This window comes from Marinobacter sp. (assembly GCF_965229985.1).
GTDB lineage: Bacteria > Pseudomonadota > Gammaproteobacteria > Pseudomonadales > Oleiphilaceae > Marinobacter.
The window spans coordinates 743997-759825 of record NZ_OZ245935.1; the positions used below are offsets into that span (position 1 = coordinate 743997).

At 51.6% G+C, this 15829-nt stretch carries 11 protein-coding genes and 1 pseudogene; 5 read left to right on the top strand and 7 right to left on the bottom strand.

Going from position 1 to position 15829, the window contains the following annotated elements; all coding sequences use genetic code 11:
- Window positions 1–104 precede the first annotated feature (104 nt).
- From ACO06L_RS03395 to ACO06L_RS03405, 3 genes are all read left to right on the top strand, one after another.
- Window positions 105–845: a tyrosine-type recombinase/integrase gene (locus ACO06L_RS03395; RefSeq protein ID WP_202348572.1), complete on the top strand. Its 741-nt coding sequence runs from the start codon at window positions 105–107 to the stop codon at window positions 843–845.
- A 418-nt stretch (window positions 846–1263) separates the two neighbouring features.
- Complete coding sequence (locus ACO06L_RS03400) at window positions 1264–2082, top strand: Hachiman antiphage defense system protein HamA (RefSeq protein ID WP_202348571.1); 819 nt, start codon at window positions 1264–1266, stop codon at window positions 2080–2082.
- Window positions 2072–5194: a DEAD/DEAH box helicase gene (locus ACO06L_RS03405; protein WP_202348570.1), complete on the top strand. Its 3123-nt coding sequence runs from the start codon at window positions 2072–2074 to the stop codon at window positions 5192–5194. Before ACO06L_RS03400 ends, ACO06L_RS03405 begins: the two co-directional genes overlap by 11 nt.
- Window positions 5195–5200: 6 nt before the next feature.
- Here ACO06L_RS03405 and ACO06L_RS03410 read toward each other — a convergent pair whose 3' ends face one another.
- Together ACO06L_RS03410 and ACO06L_RS03415 are read right to left on the bottom strand one after the other, a co-directional pair.
- A complete protein-coding gene (locus ACO06L_RS03410; RefSeq protein ID WP_336143651.1) occupies window positions 5201–7762 on the bottom strand; it encodes an HNH endonuclease in 2562 nt (853 codons plus the stop codon).
- A gap of 151 nt (window positions 7763–7913) precedes the next feature.
- Window positions 7914–8711 (bottom strand): site-specific integrase, encoded by a 798-nt coding sequence (locus ACO06L_RS03415; protein WP_202348568.1) that lies wholly within the window; start codon window positions 8709–8711, stop codon window positions 7914–7916.
- Window positions 8712–8909: 198 nt separating this feature from the next.
- Here ACO06L_RS03415 and ACO06L_RS03420 point away from each other — a divergent pair, with 198 nt between their 5' ends.
- Window positions 8910–9746 (top strand): substrate-binding periplasmic protein, encoded by an 837-nt coding sequence (locus ACO06L_RS03420; protein WP_336143650.1) that lies wholly within the window; start codon window positions 8910–8912, stop codon window positions 9744–9746.
- On the opposite strand, the gene ACO06L_RS03425 is transcribed toward ACO06L_RS03420, so the two are convergent.
- Genes ACO06L_RS03425 through ACO06L_RS03435 form a run of 3 tightly spaced genes read right to left on the bottom strand, consistent with a single transcriptional unit; the run spans window position 9743 to window position 11507 of the window.
- Entirely contained in the window at window positions 9743–10369 is a 627-nt protein-coding gene (locus ACO06L_RS03425; protein WP_202347549.1) for an ATP-dependent zinc protease, read from the bottom strand. The two genes, ACO06L_RS03420 and ACO06L_RS03425, sit on opposite strands and share 4 nt — an antisense overlap.
- The gene (locus ACO06L_RS03430) at window positions 10366–10941 is read right to left on the bottom strand and encodes an ACP phosphodiesterase (RefSeq protein WP_202347550.1); all 576 of its coding nucleotides are present in this window, start codon (window positions 10939–10941) and stop codon (window positions 10366–10368) included. The genes ACO06L_RS03425 and ACO06L_RS03430 overlap by 4 nt, the downstream gene beginning before the upstream one ends.
- Before the next feature lie 23 nt (window positions 10942–10964).
- Window positions 10965–11507, bottom strand: a complete 543-nt coding sequence (locus ACO06L_RS03435) for a porin family protein (protein ID WP_202347551.1) — start codon at window positions 11505–11507, stop codon at window positions 10965–10967.
- A gap of 251 nt (window positions 11508–11758) precedes the next feature.
- Here ACO06L_RS03435 and ACO06L_RS03440 point away from each other — a divergent pair, with 251 nt between their 5' ends.
- Complete coding sequence (locus ACO06L_RS03440) at window positions 11759–13171, top strand: TrkH family potassium uptake protein (RefSeq protein ID WP_202347668.1); 1413 nt, start codon at window positions 11759–11761, stop codon at window positions 13169–13171.
- A 3-nt stretch (window positions 13172–13174) separates the two neighbouring features.
- Here ACO06L_RS03440 and glgP read toward each other — a convergent pair whose 3' ends face one another.
- On the bottom strand, window positions 13175–15709 hold the full coding sequence (gene glgP, locus ACO06L_RS03445; protein ID WP_202347552.1) for an alpha-glucan family phosphorylase: 2535 nt from the start codon (window positions 15707–15709) through the stop codon (window positions 13175–13177).
- 29 nt (window positions 15710–15738) lie between these two features.
- A pseudogene (locus tag ACO06L_RS03450) lies at window positions 15739–15822 on the bottom strand (SDR family oxidoreductase); the annotation flags it as partial.
- Between the last annotated feature and the right edge of the window lie 7 nt (window positions 15823–15829).

Genomic DNA, 15829 nt, shown 5'->3' on the forward strand with positions numbered 1-15829 from the left:
TTTCTTGCCGTTTTCTGCGCCTTTGCCATACTGAAGGGATTGGAATAGGGCACTCACACGGCCCCCTAATTCCTCCCTGCAATTGACAGAACCCCGGAGGGGAAATGTCAAAATCCATCACCAGCGCGCGGACATTTCCGCGAGCCCGATCCAACACCAAACCTTTTGGATTCGAAGAACGCCCTCTGGTGTCGTTTCCCATCCAACGGGTCGAGATCGATTGGGATCGACTCATCGCCAAACGTCCGATGCTCCTGGAAAGCCTGGACGTCATGCCCAAGTACCTGCTCAAACCGGAGATTCTGGGCCTGCTGGAAAGCGAGTCACACCCTATGCACCGGCTGATCCTGGATCTGATGTGGTGCACCGGAGCCCGGGTCTCCGAGGTGCTGGCCATTACACCAGCCAGCTTCATCGACGACGGCTACGACTTCGGCGTAATGCTCAAGACGTTGAAGCAAGGGGCAGGGCGGCCGAGCAAACGCAGCCTGCAACGCTCCCCCAAACGGTTTATTCCAATTCTGGATCGGGACTTTCAGACCCGGATCCAGAGCTACCTGTGGATGGGGAAGTTTCGGAAGGACGAGCGGATCTTTCCGATCACGCGCCAGGCGGTCAGCGCAAACATCGACCGGCTGATCGATCAGGTGGGGGGAGAGCCGCCGTTCAAGATCGGATGTCATACCTTTCGGCACAGCTTTGCGGTGCACTTGCTCCTGCACGGCCGGCCATTGAAGTTCGTGAGCCAGCTTCTAGGACACAGAAGTGTTGAATCAACAGAGGTTTACACAAATGTGCTAACGTTCGATGGGGCACATTTTTTGGAAGGGGTGGAGTTTCATTAGCTTGAAATTGATGAACTTTTCGAAAAGCAATAATCTCCTGTGGTGGAGATTAAACGGAAGATACGGACTCAAGGAGTATTGGCGAGGCTTGATGGTGTGTAACGATGAGTATACCTCGCCTTGCAGTTAGGACGATTTCCCTCTCTGTGATCCTATTTAGCTCTCGTTGCACTTCCTTTTTCGTTAGTTACACCCACTAGTTTCCAAGTGGGGACAACGCCAGAATGGATCAAAAAAGAAGCAGGCGAAATAGACCAAAAAGGGCTTCAGAATTCGTTGAGGCGCACCAAGAATTTCAAAAATTCGTTCGTAAAGACTTTTCCGGCGCGAAGAATCTCTAAAAACAGCGCTAAATATGGGCTTTCGAAGGGCAGCACTCTGCGCCGCGTCAGCCCTCAGACAACTACACGGAAATGGAATGCCCTGGACCACGGAACATATCAAATGGCTGTTTGACACCGAAGAAAGATTGAACACTGAGGATGGCAAGGAGGTTGAAATCTGGCAGTTTCGCCACGAGCAGGACGACTGTGCACTCTCCGAATGGGCGAAACACTTTCGCAATCATTACTGCCTAGATAGTGAAATTGATTATTGGCGCAAAGGATATGGATGCTCGCGCGAGGAATATTTAAACACCATCAAGTTTCCAGATCCCAAGGATGCCCCAGGTCCTAGCATACGTGCAGGCGACTTTGGAGAGGTACTGGTTGCGGATTTTCTTGAATATCTGCTGGGCTACTGGGTTCCTCGAACTCGATATGGCGATAAAACTGTTCGTAATGAATCGACAAAGGGCAGTGACATTATTGGTTTTTACATTGTTGAAGAGGGCAAAAATTCTTCTGACGATAGGTTAGCGGTCTTTGAAGCAAAGACCCAATTTACAGGAAAGAAAGGGAAAAAGAGGCTTCAAGATGCGGTGGATGGCTCAGCGAAAGATATTGCAAGGAAGGCAGAGTCATTGAATGCCATAAAGCAGAGATTGTATTACCAACAGAAGCGTGAGGAAGCGGATAAAATTGAACGCTTTCAGAATAAAGTGGATCACCCTTACATAGAAGTATATGGCGCGGTCGCGCTTTTCGAAAATGCCCTTTTTGACAGCAGCCTGACGTCAAAGACCAACACGGCCACTCATCCGTATTCCGATAACCTTACGTTAGTTGTTATTTCGGGGAGCGATATGATGGCACTAGCCCACGAGCTTTACAGGAGGGCTGCAGTTGAGGCCTGAACGGAAGTCCCAGCTACTGCTTGGCGTTACTCGGTCAAAAGCCAAGATGCTCGAATATAGTATCCCTGCTGAGCACCACATAAGAATAACCCAAGATCCGGCTGAGCTTTTCCCCCTTTCGATTGGTATGCTGGGAGATCTTGCCTCTGTTTTAAACCGCCAAGAGCTTGACCTCGAACTTGTAACTGAACTGAAAGACAGCCTGTTATTCTCAGCGCGTTTCTTTGACTCTTTTCTCCAATCCAAGCTGAATCAGCCTCTAAATCCTTACCTCCTGCTCGTCGGTTCCGCTTCGTATTATCTATGTGATTTGCCAGGAAGCGCTTCGGTATTGGCGTGGGAAGTAGATGAGGATTTCCCTGACCTGGATGCCTGTGGCCTAGAAAATCTGCTTTTTTGGATGTTAAGAGGAGACATAAGTCGCGACTTTGGTGGTGCCGAGAGAGCACTTGGAAATTTCATTGACGACGTTTTCGAAAACATAGTCCGGTTCCTAAAAAGTGGAGATGGCGAAGCCGAGCTCATTGGCTATGTCGATGAGCTCAGAAGTGCCGTTTACGAAATTGGCTCGCCGCGGCAGCTTCTTCTTGGCGATATCGTCGCCGCCGTAATTAGAAGAAAAATCGAGAATTCTAGTTGGAAAGCTCTGCCTGTTTACTCAGGGATTCCAAGAGAAAAATGGTCGTTAGCGCTTCAGAAAACGTCTTTCATAAAGGAGCTATGGCCTGCTCAACATCTTTTGGGCAAGGCCGGTGTGCTCAGAGGTGAGTCTGCCATAGTTCAAATGCCCACAAGCGCAGGTAAAACCAAAGCAACAGAACTTATTCTCCGAAGTGCATTTCTGGCAGACCGGGTGGCATTGGCCATCATAATCGCTCCCTTTCGGGCATTGTGCCACGAGATCACTAACAGTCTCGCTGAAGCCTTCAAGGACGAGCCAACCAAGGTGGATGAACTATCAGATGCCTTACAGACCGACTTTGAAATTGCTGCACTCTTGGGGCATCAGCAAATCCTGGTTGTCACCCCAGAGAAGCTAGTTTATGCACTTCGACATACGCCAGAGTTGGCGGCCAGTGTTGGCTTACTCGTCTTTGATGAAGGCCACCAATTCGACAGCGGAACTCGTGGTATCACCTACGAATTGCTCCTGACGTCTCTGAGCTCAATGATCCCCGAATCCACTCAGAAAGTGCTAATTTCGGCAGTTATCAGCAATGCAGAGGCTGTCGGCGAGTGGCTGAACGGCCATCCTAATGTGGTCGAGGGCACCGCTCTAACTCCCACTTTTAGGTCTGTTGGTTTCGCGAGCTGGCTAGATCAGTTGGGAAGAATCGAGTATGTCGACAGTCGTGACGCTGAGCAGAGCGAGTTTTTTGTCCCGAGGGTTATCGAGAGATTTAATCTGGGAAAAAAAGGGCAGGAGAAGACCGATCGTTTCTTTCCAGAAAAGACTGACGGGCAGGCAATCGCCCTTTACCTCGGTCTTAAATTGGTCTCGAATGGCAGCATCGCGATTTTTTGCGGAAGAAAGGATACAGCGGCAAAGATCTGCGAGAAGGCCGTTGATATCATAAAGCGAGATGTACCCTTATCATTGCCCTCTGATTTCTCCGACTCTGAAGAAGTAGAAAGACTGACATTTCTACACGTTCAAAATCTTGGCGTTGACGCCCCTGCATCTCAAAGCGCTGCACACGGCGTTTTCTCCCATCATGGCAATACACCGCATGGCATTCGTCTAGCGGTTGAGCAAGCCATGAGGGACGGTCTTGTGCGATTTGTTGTTTGCACATCCACCTTGGCCCAGGGTGTAAACCTACCTATTCGTTATTTAATCGTAACCAGTATCTACCAGGGCATGAAACGGATAGCGGTCCGCGATTTCCACAACCTCATCGGCCGCGCTGGGCGTGCTGGGATGCATACCGAAGGTAGTATCCTGTTTGCAGATCCGTTGATTTATGACAAAAGAAAGGTGTTTTTGCAGAGCTGGCGTTGGAATCAGGTGAAAGAATTACTTGAACCGCGTAATTCAGAGCCATGCATCAGCAATCTTTTATCGATATTCGAGCCCATCAAGAGTGATGACGAGAAAAACACCCTTTCTATGGAACCGTTGGATTTCACTAGAGCGTATATCAACGATCCGGATGGGATTTTCAAAATTGCGGCCGAGATAGTTCCAAGGGTTGCAAATCGAGGATTCTCACAGGACGGAGTCGAGCGGCAAGTCGCCTGGAGAATTGGTCTCATCGGTTCTGTAGAAAGCTTTCTATTATCCCACTGGGATGAAACTGATAATGATCTTTCGGAGGCTGACGTGACGCGATTAGCCGAAGGGACGCTCGCTTTTTTCTTGGCTGACGACCAGAAAAAGGAACACATCCGGGAATTTTTTAAGATTCTCGCCGAGAACATACGTGCAAAAATTACGGATCCCGCCCGGCGTAGAATCTACGGCAGAACGCTTTACGGTATTCAAAACGCCCAAATTATTGAGTCATGGGTACAGTCCAACGCTGGCAACCTACTGTCAGTCGTGGATGACACAGAGTTGCTCGACCTTTTTTGGCCGCTTCTTACACAGCTGATTAAAGGTGGAATTTTCACCAAGTTTGATAAACAAGAGGTGCTCTTGGAAGTCGCTCACGAATGGGTCAGTGGAAGACCTTTCAGTGATCTTTTGAAAACAATCCATAGGCGAAAAGCCAAAATGATTTGGGGCTCTCGCCGGAGGGATTTTAAGATTGATCATGTAGTCGAAGTTTGTGAAGGTACACTGGCTTATGACGCCGCGCTTGTCGTGAGCGCTATGTGTGAATTCTCGAACACCTTTGACCACGAAGGTGCTAGAGATCTGGTTAATCGCTTGGAGCTTTTTCAAAAGCGCTTGAAATATGGCCTGCCTAGCAAAATCACCGTTGCCCTTTATGAGCTTGGGTTTTCAGACCGTGTAATTGCTCAGGATCTTGCCGAATCTTTTAGCTTTTCTTCCGTTCAGAGGCAGGATCTTGTAGACGCACTGAAAAAAGACCAAGTTAAAGCGGAGGCGTTAATAACGAAATACCCCAGGTATTTCCATAAACGTATGAATGAGATCCTAGCCTGATGAAACCTAATGGATGCTAACCGGACTATCGACATATCTTGTCGGTTCATAGCCAATGATTTGGGCGAAGTATTCTGGGTTTTCGCCTTCGAGACCAGAAACCATACTGAGCAATACACGAGCATCGACAGCTAGAGCTTCGAATCCGCTTGCAATTGCTTTCTCAAGCATGCGCCGTGTTCTCGTTTGCTCGAAAGAGCCGTTATTGCCAAACTCTGAATAGGATTGCAGTAGTTGGGACCAGCAAAGCTCGTATGGACAATTCTGCGCGGTTGAAAAATCATACGCCTCATCTGCAATAACAGAAGCCTTTTCCCATTGCTTCAAATACAAATATGCGGATGCAAGTACCAATAGGCCCTCCAGTCGCAGCTGCTTATTTGAGAGATTGTTCAGACGGGCACTCAAGCGTGATGATGCTTTTTTCATTTTTTGGTTGTCATGGTGCGCGAGACAAATTCGAACGTTGGAGAGATCAAGCAGCACTTGTGCGTCTGGAGAGTCAAGTTGATGGCGGGTTTGTTTTAATATCTCTAACGCCTCCTTTGCTTCAATCATAGAGCCTGTACAGATGTAGGACTTGAGTAATTCGTAATAGGCTAGGCTACGCGCAAGCGATGCGTCAGGGCGGACAAGTCGCTCGACCGCTTTTAAAGCAGCGTGGTTGCTTTTGATGGCGTCAGAAAAATTCCCTAGGCGAAAGAAAATTCTCGCCTGAGCACGATAGGGAATGTGTCTTCGGTGACCAGTGGTGCATGTTAAAGCCTCTTCAACTAACCGCAGTCCATCATCCAATTCTCCCAGGTGAATTGCGAATTCAATTGCACCATTCAAGAAGTGCTTACGATCAATTGAATCCCCCTTTTTATCTGCCGCTGGTTCACGAAGGAATGATTTCAAAAAAGCGTGACAGATTCGCTTCCCATCCTTTGGCAATCCAAGACTGAGAAATGCCCCTCCTTTTTCCAAGCGATCCACATAAAGCGATTTAGCATTTTCAATCGCATTACTTTCCAGAAAAGTTTCGATGGCAAGAAGAATGGGTTCAAGCCGTGTAGCTCCAACGAGCCCATTTGCATCAGGTTGAGCTTCGGCCAAGTACCGTGCCGCGTCCATCCCTGCGTCGCGATCCACCTGAAGCAAAGTATCACGAAAGTAGTCTCTGATTATGGGATGACAAGAATATGCTGACACCCCTTCGATATTATCGAGCAGCACTAGTCCCACGGCGGAGAGGCGTTTTAGCTCTACAGCCAACAATGAAGGCTCTATCTCTTGCTCAAGTAACCTTGTAGCCAAGGAAAGCAATAAGTTCTGGGCGGAGGGAGAGCGCATTAACGCCAATGATGAGAGGATCGCGTTCTGCTCCAAGCTGATCGCATCTTGGTAGTACGTGAGGAGCCTTTTTAATTTGTTCCCGAAAGTGCCGTCGATATCTTTAAACAATAACTCGGCATGACTTGCCGGGGCTCGAAGGAGGTGTCTAGGTATGGTGGCGCTGAATAGCCTCAGGCACAGAGCATGCCCGTCAAGCTGTTCCGAAACTGCGCAACGGTCCTCCAAAGAGCCTAACACTCCCAAGTTTGTAAGGATCTGGGCGCCTTCACGAGGAGCAACGCGATCGAGTTTTAGGGAGCGGGCTCTTGGGTTACGATTGAGGTCGGTCAATGGGAACCGACTTGTTGCCACTGTAATCCAGGGCTTTTTCGTCTCTGCAAGCGAAAGTACCAAGTCTCTTAAATCAGCATCAATGAAAGCTCCATGTGCACTTCCAGCAGATACTGTTTCTTGGAGCACTTCAAGCCCATCTAAAACTAGAGTCATAGGAGGGATTCTTCCCAAACCTCGAAGAAGGCCTTCTAGCGGAGATATTGAGTTCTTCGTAAGATTCTCATCGGTAATTTCTTCTATAAAACTTACGAGTTTTTCGATGAACACCGATGTTTGACGCTCTGCGTAAAAGCTCCAATAAAAAATCCCAACTGTGTCTCGTGACAGCATTGCGCTGCAAGACTTTAGAACGTGACCCACCAAAGATGTTTTACCAACTCCCCCCAAACCTATTAGCGATATACATCGAATACTAGAATTATTGAACCAACTGACGAAGCTACCGATCTCTCTGTCGCGTTTTACGTAATTCGCATCGTCCGTTGTTTCATGATTCCACCTCTCATATTGCCAAAGGGGGCGTGGTAATACAGACGCCTGTGGCTTGCCAGCTTGTTCGGCTCTGGCTTTCTCTTCAGCTTGTGTTTTCCATTTAATGAGAACCTCCGCGCTGTAATATTGCCAATCAGTATCGAAGAGTTTGTGGCAGGAGCCGCAGAGCCAAAGCGCATTTTCTATAGAGCGCCGGTCAGAATCGGTTTGCATCGGATCATATCGAGGTCCGCCGGGTTGAGCGGCGTGAATATGCGCTGCTTCGCCTGTATTGGTAGATTTCGAGGGATCGCTATGTGGCCCGCTCGTGGAACGTCGGCAGTCCGGATTGGAACATTTATGTCCGGTTCGTGCTGCACACTGATTTTTGATAGCAACCGTGAAGTCAGCTTCCCTTCTACCCATAAAGGCTAGATTCTCTCATTTTCCTTGGATATTTATTCCATTAGGAAGTCGATGTGTACTTTGATTAGCAAGCAGACTACCGCATGGTGATAGGCATTGTCGCGTTTTTGTCCCTATCTAGACCAGATTCACAATGCAATGCCGCAATGCATCATTCGATGTAACTGAAACCGGCAGTATGAAGCGCCTCCGCAAGCGATTCCTCCGGCGGTTCTTCATAGATCAGCGTCGTGGACGGTGAAACATGGCCGGCAATTTTCTGGGCAATCTTTACAGACTTTTTCTGATCATGAAGGATATTTGTCATCAAAGTCCGTCGGCCACTGTGCGAACTCGCCCGTTCAATCCTTGCCCATTGCCTCTGCATAAGCGCGAAGTGCTCTTGGAGAGTATTTGGAGAGTAGGGGCCTCCTTTTTGAGTCAGGAATAGGGGATCGCTTTTTTTGAGCAAAGGGTTGCTTGCGAGGCGGTCTGAGAGGTAGTTTTCTAGGGCGGTTCTCAGCGCACCGTCATTCATCGGAAGATCTCGCGATTTACCTCGATGTTTTTTTACCTCAGGATAAAAATCCTGCGGTTTAATCTCCGCACCAGCCTTTGCCATCGTCTCAATTTGCCGTACGAGCTTGTCGAAATCGTGCACACTGAAGCTTATCCGGCGACGTTGATACGTTGATTGAGACCGCTTCAGCGCATTTGCACCCTTGGTGTAAGCGGCCGGCAATGCCAAAATTTCTTTAAGTTTGAATGAACGCTGGCCAGAGCTTTCAGGGCCGAGTTCGGCCACGTCTTTGATCTGTAGAAGCGCAATCTCTTGAACTCGTAGTCCGAGCTTGAAACTGATCTGTACGAGGGCCGTGTTCTTTTCCGGATAGCGATGCTCCTGGATGACGCTCAAGAGGTAGGCGAACTGTTCGGGCGTGAGCACGCGTGCCTGGCCGGTTTTGCTCATCGGATAAGCTCCTGGTAAGCCGCTCGGATGCGAGGAGAGGGTAAAGATAAAATCCGTAATAATGTTAAATGAAAGCATATCGAACTGCGCATAATGTATATTATGTTAAATACGATATAGACACACTCAAGCTCATCCCCATACAGTCGTTACACTCCATGAACCCAACTCACCTATCCGGCTCTCAGGTGTTCATTAATGAAGTGGTACCGGCTGTTTCTGTTTTCCCTGTTGTTCTCCTTGATACCGCTGGGTCCTGCGGCGGCTAATCAGGAAACCATCCGGATCACCACCGGCCAGTGGCCTCCCTATCTTGATAAGGAGCGTCCAGATGGCGGTTTTCTAGCGCAGATTATCCGCGAGGCTTTTGCCAGCGAAGACATTCGTGTGGAATTTTCTTTCTTCCCCTGGTCCCGAGCACTGGCCCTGGTTAAGTCCCGGAAGTACCAGGCTTCGGCGGTCTGGTCATGTACGGCGGAAAGAAGACGCGAATTCATCTATTCAGCGCCGATTTTGCCCTATCAATATGTGTTTTATCATCGGCAGGAAATGCCATTTGATTGGGATGCTTTGTCAGATCTGAGTGGCATGAATGTCGGACTTACGCAGGATTACAGCTATGGAGAGACACTCAGCGATGCCATTGATAGTGGCCTTGTAGACGCCGATGTCACCACGTCCGACATTGCCAATTTCCGGAAGCTGTTGCTTGAGCGGATCGATCTTTTCCCTATGGATCCGGTGGTTGGCGAAGCGATGATTGCCCACCACCTGGGGCCAGAAGCCAGAGCCCGGCTGGAGTTCCATCCAAGGCCGCTGAGAAGCGCCCTCTACCATCTTCCATTTTCACGTGACGATCCGGAGGCGGGTCGCCTGAAGCGGGCTTTTAATCGTGGTTTAGCCAATCTGCGTGAAAGCGGCCGCTACCAGGAGATTATTGAAAATGCCCTGGAGGCTCACAGTTCGTCGGCGGCGGCCGCAATACTGGAAGAAAAGCTGGTGAACTGGGATGAAGATCCCAGTTCTTGTGGTTAAGAGTCCGTATCGGTTTCCTCTACCACATTCTCGGCATGTCTCTTTGCCAGCTCTTCCAACGTCATGTATTCACACTCTTTTTCGGCCATAAACGAGTCTGCGGAATCGATGAGAATATTGTCATCGCGCATGAATCGCCGGCCCAGCAGTGCCGGATAGGAGAATTTCCCGCGGTCGGTCAGTGAAAACTGTGTGGTGTGGGTGGTTCCGGCGATGCAGAAGTCCATCATGACCACATATCGTTTTTGGGATGGCGCTCCCTTTCTTTTGATCAGCACGGTCCGTTCGACAGGCCGCTCCAACTCAAGAATGATATCCTCGTGGTCAAGTTCGCCTTCCGTGGGCTGGTCGCTGTGATCTCCCAGGGGTATCTGGAAACTCACCCATTCATCACCCTCTTTTTCAAAGGGTTCGATGTTTACGGCGTGTAGTGATGAGGTTTTTGCGCCAGTATCCAGCCGGGCCTTGAGACGAAGGCTGGTATCCTGCATGACAACCCATTCAACGTAACCAAGGGTTTCAGGTGGGCGCTGATCCTTTTGTGTATCGGTTTCGGCTGAAACCGCCATCGCTGATGGAAAAACCAATGCCACAGCCAACAACGCCCTGTTAACAAACCTCATTCAATACCTCCTGCAAATTTCTGTAAATCTGGGAAAAACGATAAAAATTTGTGCTCCAGTTCGTCCTGGTTTGCGCGGATCTCCGTGATCATGCCGGTAAAATCATTTCTGAACCGTATGCGCCCTGCAACACGGTCCAGTGCGTACCCGATGTTTTCAAGGTCCTGGTAGGCTCCGAACCAGTCGTTCCAAACCATCCTTCGCGTAACCCGGGCCATTTTGTCCGGCATTAAATGTTCTTTTTGCTGCAACTCGTTGTAGATACAGCGAATAAACGCCTCTCGCTCAATGTGACTGAACCGGTTCCAGTGCTTCAGAAGAAAGTGGTCATAAAGAATATCGAGTGCAACGCCGGCAAATCGCCGTCGCTGACGGGAGAACACCTGCTTGCTGGCAAGTACGTCGGGGTGCTGGTCGGTAAAGCTGTCGACCGCCCTATGATGTCGAACGCCCTGCTTCACGGAATCCGGGAGTGTCGAGAGGTCGACACCCCGGGTAAAGTCACCGAGAATGCTCCCCACCCTTGCTTCGGGCGAGTCCGGCGCGAGAAATACATGGGCCAGATGGTTCAAACAGTCTCCCCGGTGGCCTGGTCTCAGAAGTTGAACTGAATGCCGACACCCAGACCATCGATTTCAGCATCACTGTCTTCATAGTAACGCATGTACTCGAGGTTGCCGGACAGGTTCGGCGCAAATTCCATATTCATGCCGATGCCATAGGACACGTCCGTTTCGTCCTCGGTCGCTGTGCCCAGGAACGAAGAGGCTTCAATTTCGACCCGGGTAAAGCCGAGAACGGCGTAAGGGGTGATTGGCGATTCGTTGGCCAGATTGAACGTGGCGTAACCACCGAAGAAGTTATCCAGTGAATAGTCGACGCCGCCGATTCGCTCATCATCCACACCAAAACCGCCCCGGGCTTCGATTCCCAGGTAAGGCGTTGCCATCACACCAACCTTGGCAGAGAGGGTGCCAACATCGGCGTCCGCGTTACCGCTTTCAAGATTCATAAAGGTGTAGTTCAGGCCTGTGTACAGCCCACCAACGCCAGACTTGTACATATCCTGGGCCGAGGCCGTGCCGGCAGCAGCCAGACCGGTGGCAAAAACAACGGCAATTGAACGTACGTGTTTCATCTTGGTATCTCCTTAACCGAATCATTCGGTGTACATCGCTGAACTTGCACCAGGCTCACGCGTTTTACCATCAGAAAGATCCGCATTTACGCGTTATTTACACCGATTTAATTCGCCGGTAATTTCAGTATCCGCGCGGTGTTACCTTGCGGAAGCCGGAACCCACAGGTATTCTGACGCCGTCTCCCGGTATCAGCTGGCTCGAGCATCCATTGAGAAATCTCTACCCCGTCATTTTCATTGTCAGCGTCATGTTCGTGCTTTTGAGCATCTTCATGACATTGCCTGTCATTTTGCTTGCGGGCTCCGAAACGCCGAATGCCATGGCGTTTGCGGAATCGGCCGCTATTGTCTGCGGGCTGGGAATCCTTGGGATGGCCGCTACCTATAGCAAGCCACGGGATCTAAAGCCCCGTTACATGTTTGTGCTCACGGTTTCGTCCTGGTTCATCATCGCGCTCTTTTCATCCCTTCCTTTCTACCTGAGTGACCTTGGGATTTCCGCGGCTGACGCTTTCTTCGAAGGCACGTCCGGTATCACAACCACGGGGGCAACTGTCCTCAGTGGCCTGGACGATATGGATCGGGATCTGCTGATCTGGCGCTCCATTCTGCAATGGATCGGCGGCATCGGGATCATCGGCATGTTCGTTGCGGTGCTTCCGTTTCTTCGTGTCGGTGGTATGAGGCTGTTTGCCACGGAGTCTTCCGAGTGGACGGACAAGGCGCTGCCCAGGATGAAAACCCTCAGCCGTGGCCTGCTGGTGGTTTATCTGGCGTTCTCGATCATAGCGGTGGTGACCTACTATTTCTCTGGCATGACGCTCTTCGATGCCTTTAACCACGGTCTCACCAGTATTGCCACCGGCGGCTTTTCCACCTCAGATCTGTCCATGGGCAAGTTCAATGATCTGATTCTCATGGAAGCCACCTTGTTCATGATTATCGGCAGCCTGCCCTTCTTCCTGTTTGTACGCGAAATGCACGGCCAGCACGGTGTCCTGTTCAGGGACCAGCAGGTTCGTCTGTTCCTGGCGATCCTGTTCTTTGTGCCCCTGTTGCTCACGCTTTATCGCTGGATGGTGTCTCCGGTTCCGTTTGACCCCATTCACAACTACGCGGCCACCCTGTTTAACGTCACTTCGGTGGTAACAACCACCGGTTATGCTTCCGAGGACTATTCAGCCTGGGGACCACTGGCGTTCGTGCTGTTTTTCTTCCTGATGTTCGTGGGCGGCTGTTCCGGCTCCACGGCCGGCGGCATGAAGATTTTCCGTTTCCAGCTCTCGCTGATCATTCTGCGTGAACAGTTGATGCGACTCCTGCACCCGCGAGCCGTGCTTACCCGGAACTACAACGGTCGGGCAGTGAGCGATGAGATTATCTCGTCAATGATTGCCTACACGTTTATTTTCCTGCTCTGTCTCCTGTTGATCACGGTTGCCTTGGCTGCGATGCAGCTGGATTTCGTGACAGCCCTGTCAGGCGCCCTCACCTCTCTGACCAATGTTGGGCCGGGGCTTGGTGACATCATTGGCCCGGCTGGGAACTTCGGCCCCCTGCCTGATGCCGCAAAGTGGGTGCTGTCTGTAGGCATGTTGATGGGGCGTCTGGAGATCCTGAGCGTCGTAATTGTGCTTTCCCCGGCGTTCTGGAGAAGCTGAGGATTACTTGAGCCAGAGTGTGGCGGGGTTTTCCAAAGGCAGGTTCAGGCGTTCATCTCGCACGCGAAGCCTGGGGGTATAGTGCCCTTGCGGCCGTGAAGGCACCGTGCATTCGTAGAGATAGGTGTGGGCAGAACCGCTAAGTGGGTGTTTCATTTCCATGGCGGTTACGGTTCTTGGCCCGTACTCGGATTGTTCCGCTACCAGTTCCACCGCAATCCGCTGTTCGTCGATTCCATCCAAATAGACTTCTACCGTGCAGGTCTGGCCTTCGTGGGCTTCGCTGTTATTGAAGCTGTTGAATCTCAGTCGCGGCCAGTGCCGTTTTATTGTGCTGTATTCGTCCAACAGCGCCTTTGAGGTTTCCCGCGTGCGTTTGCTGCCTTTATCGGCCATGGGCAGGTAGAACTGTTCCACGTACTCACGCACCATTCGATTGGCGGAATACGCCGCCGTCAGCTGGTCCATGCTGGCCCTCATCCGTCTCAGCCAGTTTCGTGGGATGCCCTCGCTGTCGACGTCGTAGAAGCCCGGAATGACCTCGTTTTCCAGCAGATCAAACAGCTCATCCACGTCGGAAAGGTCGTGGTCATGGTTGTTGGAGCCGCTCAGTTCATCGAAGGTTGCGCCGGGTCGAATGGCCCAGCCCACATCCGGGTTCCAGGCCTCCGCCCACCAGCCGTCGTACTGGGACAGGTTCAGCCCCCCGTTCACCAGAACCTTCATGCCGCTGGTGCCACAGGCTTCCCAGGGGTGTCTTGGGCAGTTCAGCCAGACATCCACACCCTGGATCAACTGGTTGGCCACGCCCAGATCGTAGTCTTCAATGAACACGACCTTGCCTTCCACATCCGGTCGCCTGGAAAACGCTTTCCATTGGCGGATAATGTCCTTTCCGGGCAGATCATAGGGGTGAGCCTTGCCAGCAAGAACGATTTGGAGTGGCCGATCCCGGCTTGCAAGGAGTTTGAGCAGACGGTCCTGGTCCTTGAGCAAAAGGTCCGGTCGTTTGTATTCGGTAAAACGCCGGGCAAAGCCCAGAGTCAGGGTTTCATGGTCCAGTAATAGCCCGCAGGCGGCCGAATGGTCGAACCCCGGGTTCTGCTCGCAGTGCTGGCTTGAGAGCCGTCGGCGCAGGTAACTGATCAGCCGGTTCCGCTGCAGGCGCCTCATTTCCCATAAGGCCTCATCGGTGATACCGGTCATAGGGCAGGATTTCTGGAGCGGATGGCGCCACCGGTCCTTGCCGCAGGCCTGGGTCCAGATAGCATCAGATTCCGGCGAGTCCCAGCTGGGCGTGTGAATACCATTGGTCACATAGTCTGCTGGAATATCCTCGGCAGGCCAGCGGGGAAAGAACGGCTGAAAAATAGTCTGGGTAACCTTTTGATGGATACGGCTGACGCCATTAAACCGTCCGCTCATGTTCAACGCCAATAGAGCCATATTGAGCTTTGGGTTTCCGGGCTGATTACCTGTGTCACCGTTTTCGCTTCCCAGAGCCATGAGCTGGTCGATATCCAATTCGCGTCCATCAAGCCATGGCGCAAGGTACAAGCGCAACAGCGATCGGGAAAAATGGTCAAAGCCGGAGGCCACCGAGGTGTGCGTGGTAAACAGGTTGGTTGCCCGCGTTGCGGTACGGGCAACGTGGAATTCGCAGTTGTGCTGGTCCTGCCAACTGAAGGCGCGCTCAATCAGTGCCAGGGCGCAATGCCCCTCGTTGAGGTGGCAGAGGGCGGGCTTACGGCCCAACTGTTCAAGCAGGCGCCAGCCCCCAATTCCCAGTACCATTTCCTGCTGCAGGCGCTTTTCCGGGTCGCCGGTGTAAAGCTCACTGGTAATCCCCCGGTCGCCGGGTTCATTGCGGGGGTCGTTGCTATCGAGCAACAGCAATTCGCAGCGCCCCACCTGAGCTTTCCAGGCACGGAGGCGCAAATGCCTCCCGGGGAACGGAACAATCACCCTCACCCACTGGCCTTCGTAATCCCTCAGAGGAGAAACCGGCAGCATTGTCGGGTCGTTGTAGGGGTAAAATTCGAGCTGTTCGCCATCGGTGCTGATGGCCTGGCGAAAATAGCCCTGCTGGTAAAGAAGGCCTACGGCTACCACCGGGACACCCAGATCGCTCGACGCCTTCAGGAAATCTCCGGCAAGCACCCCAAGCCCACCGCTGTAGAGCGGCAGAGACTCGCTCAGTCCGTATTCCATGCAGAAATAGGCAATGCCCTCGCCCAGATCACCCGGGCAGTCGGAGGAATACCAGGTGTCTGCTTGGATAAACTCATCATGGGCCGCCATCTGCTCACGGTAGCGCTCCTGGAAATCAGGATCGGCAGCCAGCTCTTCCAACCTCTCACCGGAGACACTATTCAGCACCAGCCAGGCGTTCCGGGTGGTGTCCCAGATTTCCGCATCCAGGGCACGCCAAAGCTCGTCGGTGCCGTGGTGCCAGGTCCATCTCAGGTCCAGGGCCAGCTGAAAGAGCCCGGTCAGGGATTCCGGCAAGGACCGCGGGGTATAGGCTGCCAGCGTCAAATTTGAGCTCCGCTCAGGTTGGTCGGATATCAGCGAGCGGTGTAACCGCCATCGATTACCAGTTCACTGCCAGTAACAAACCTGGATTCGTCGGAGGCGAGATAGACCGCGCCCTTACCT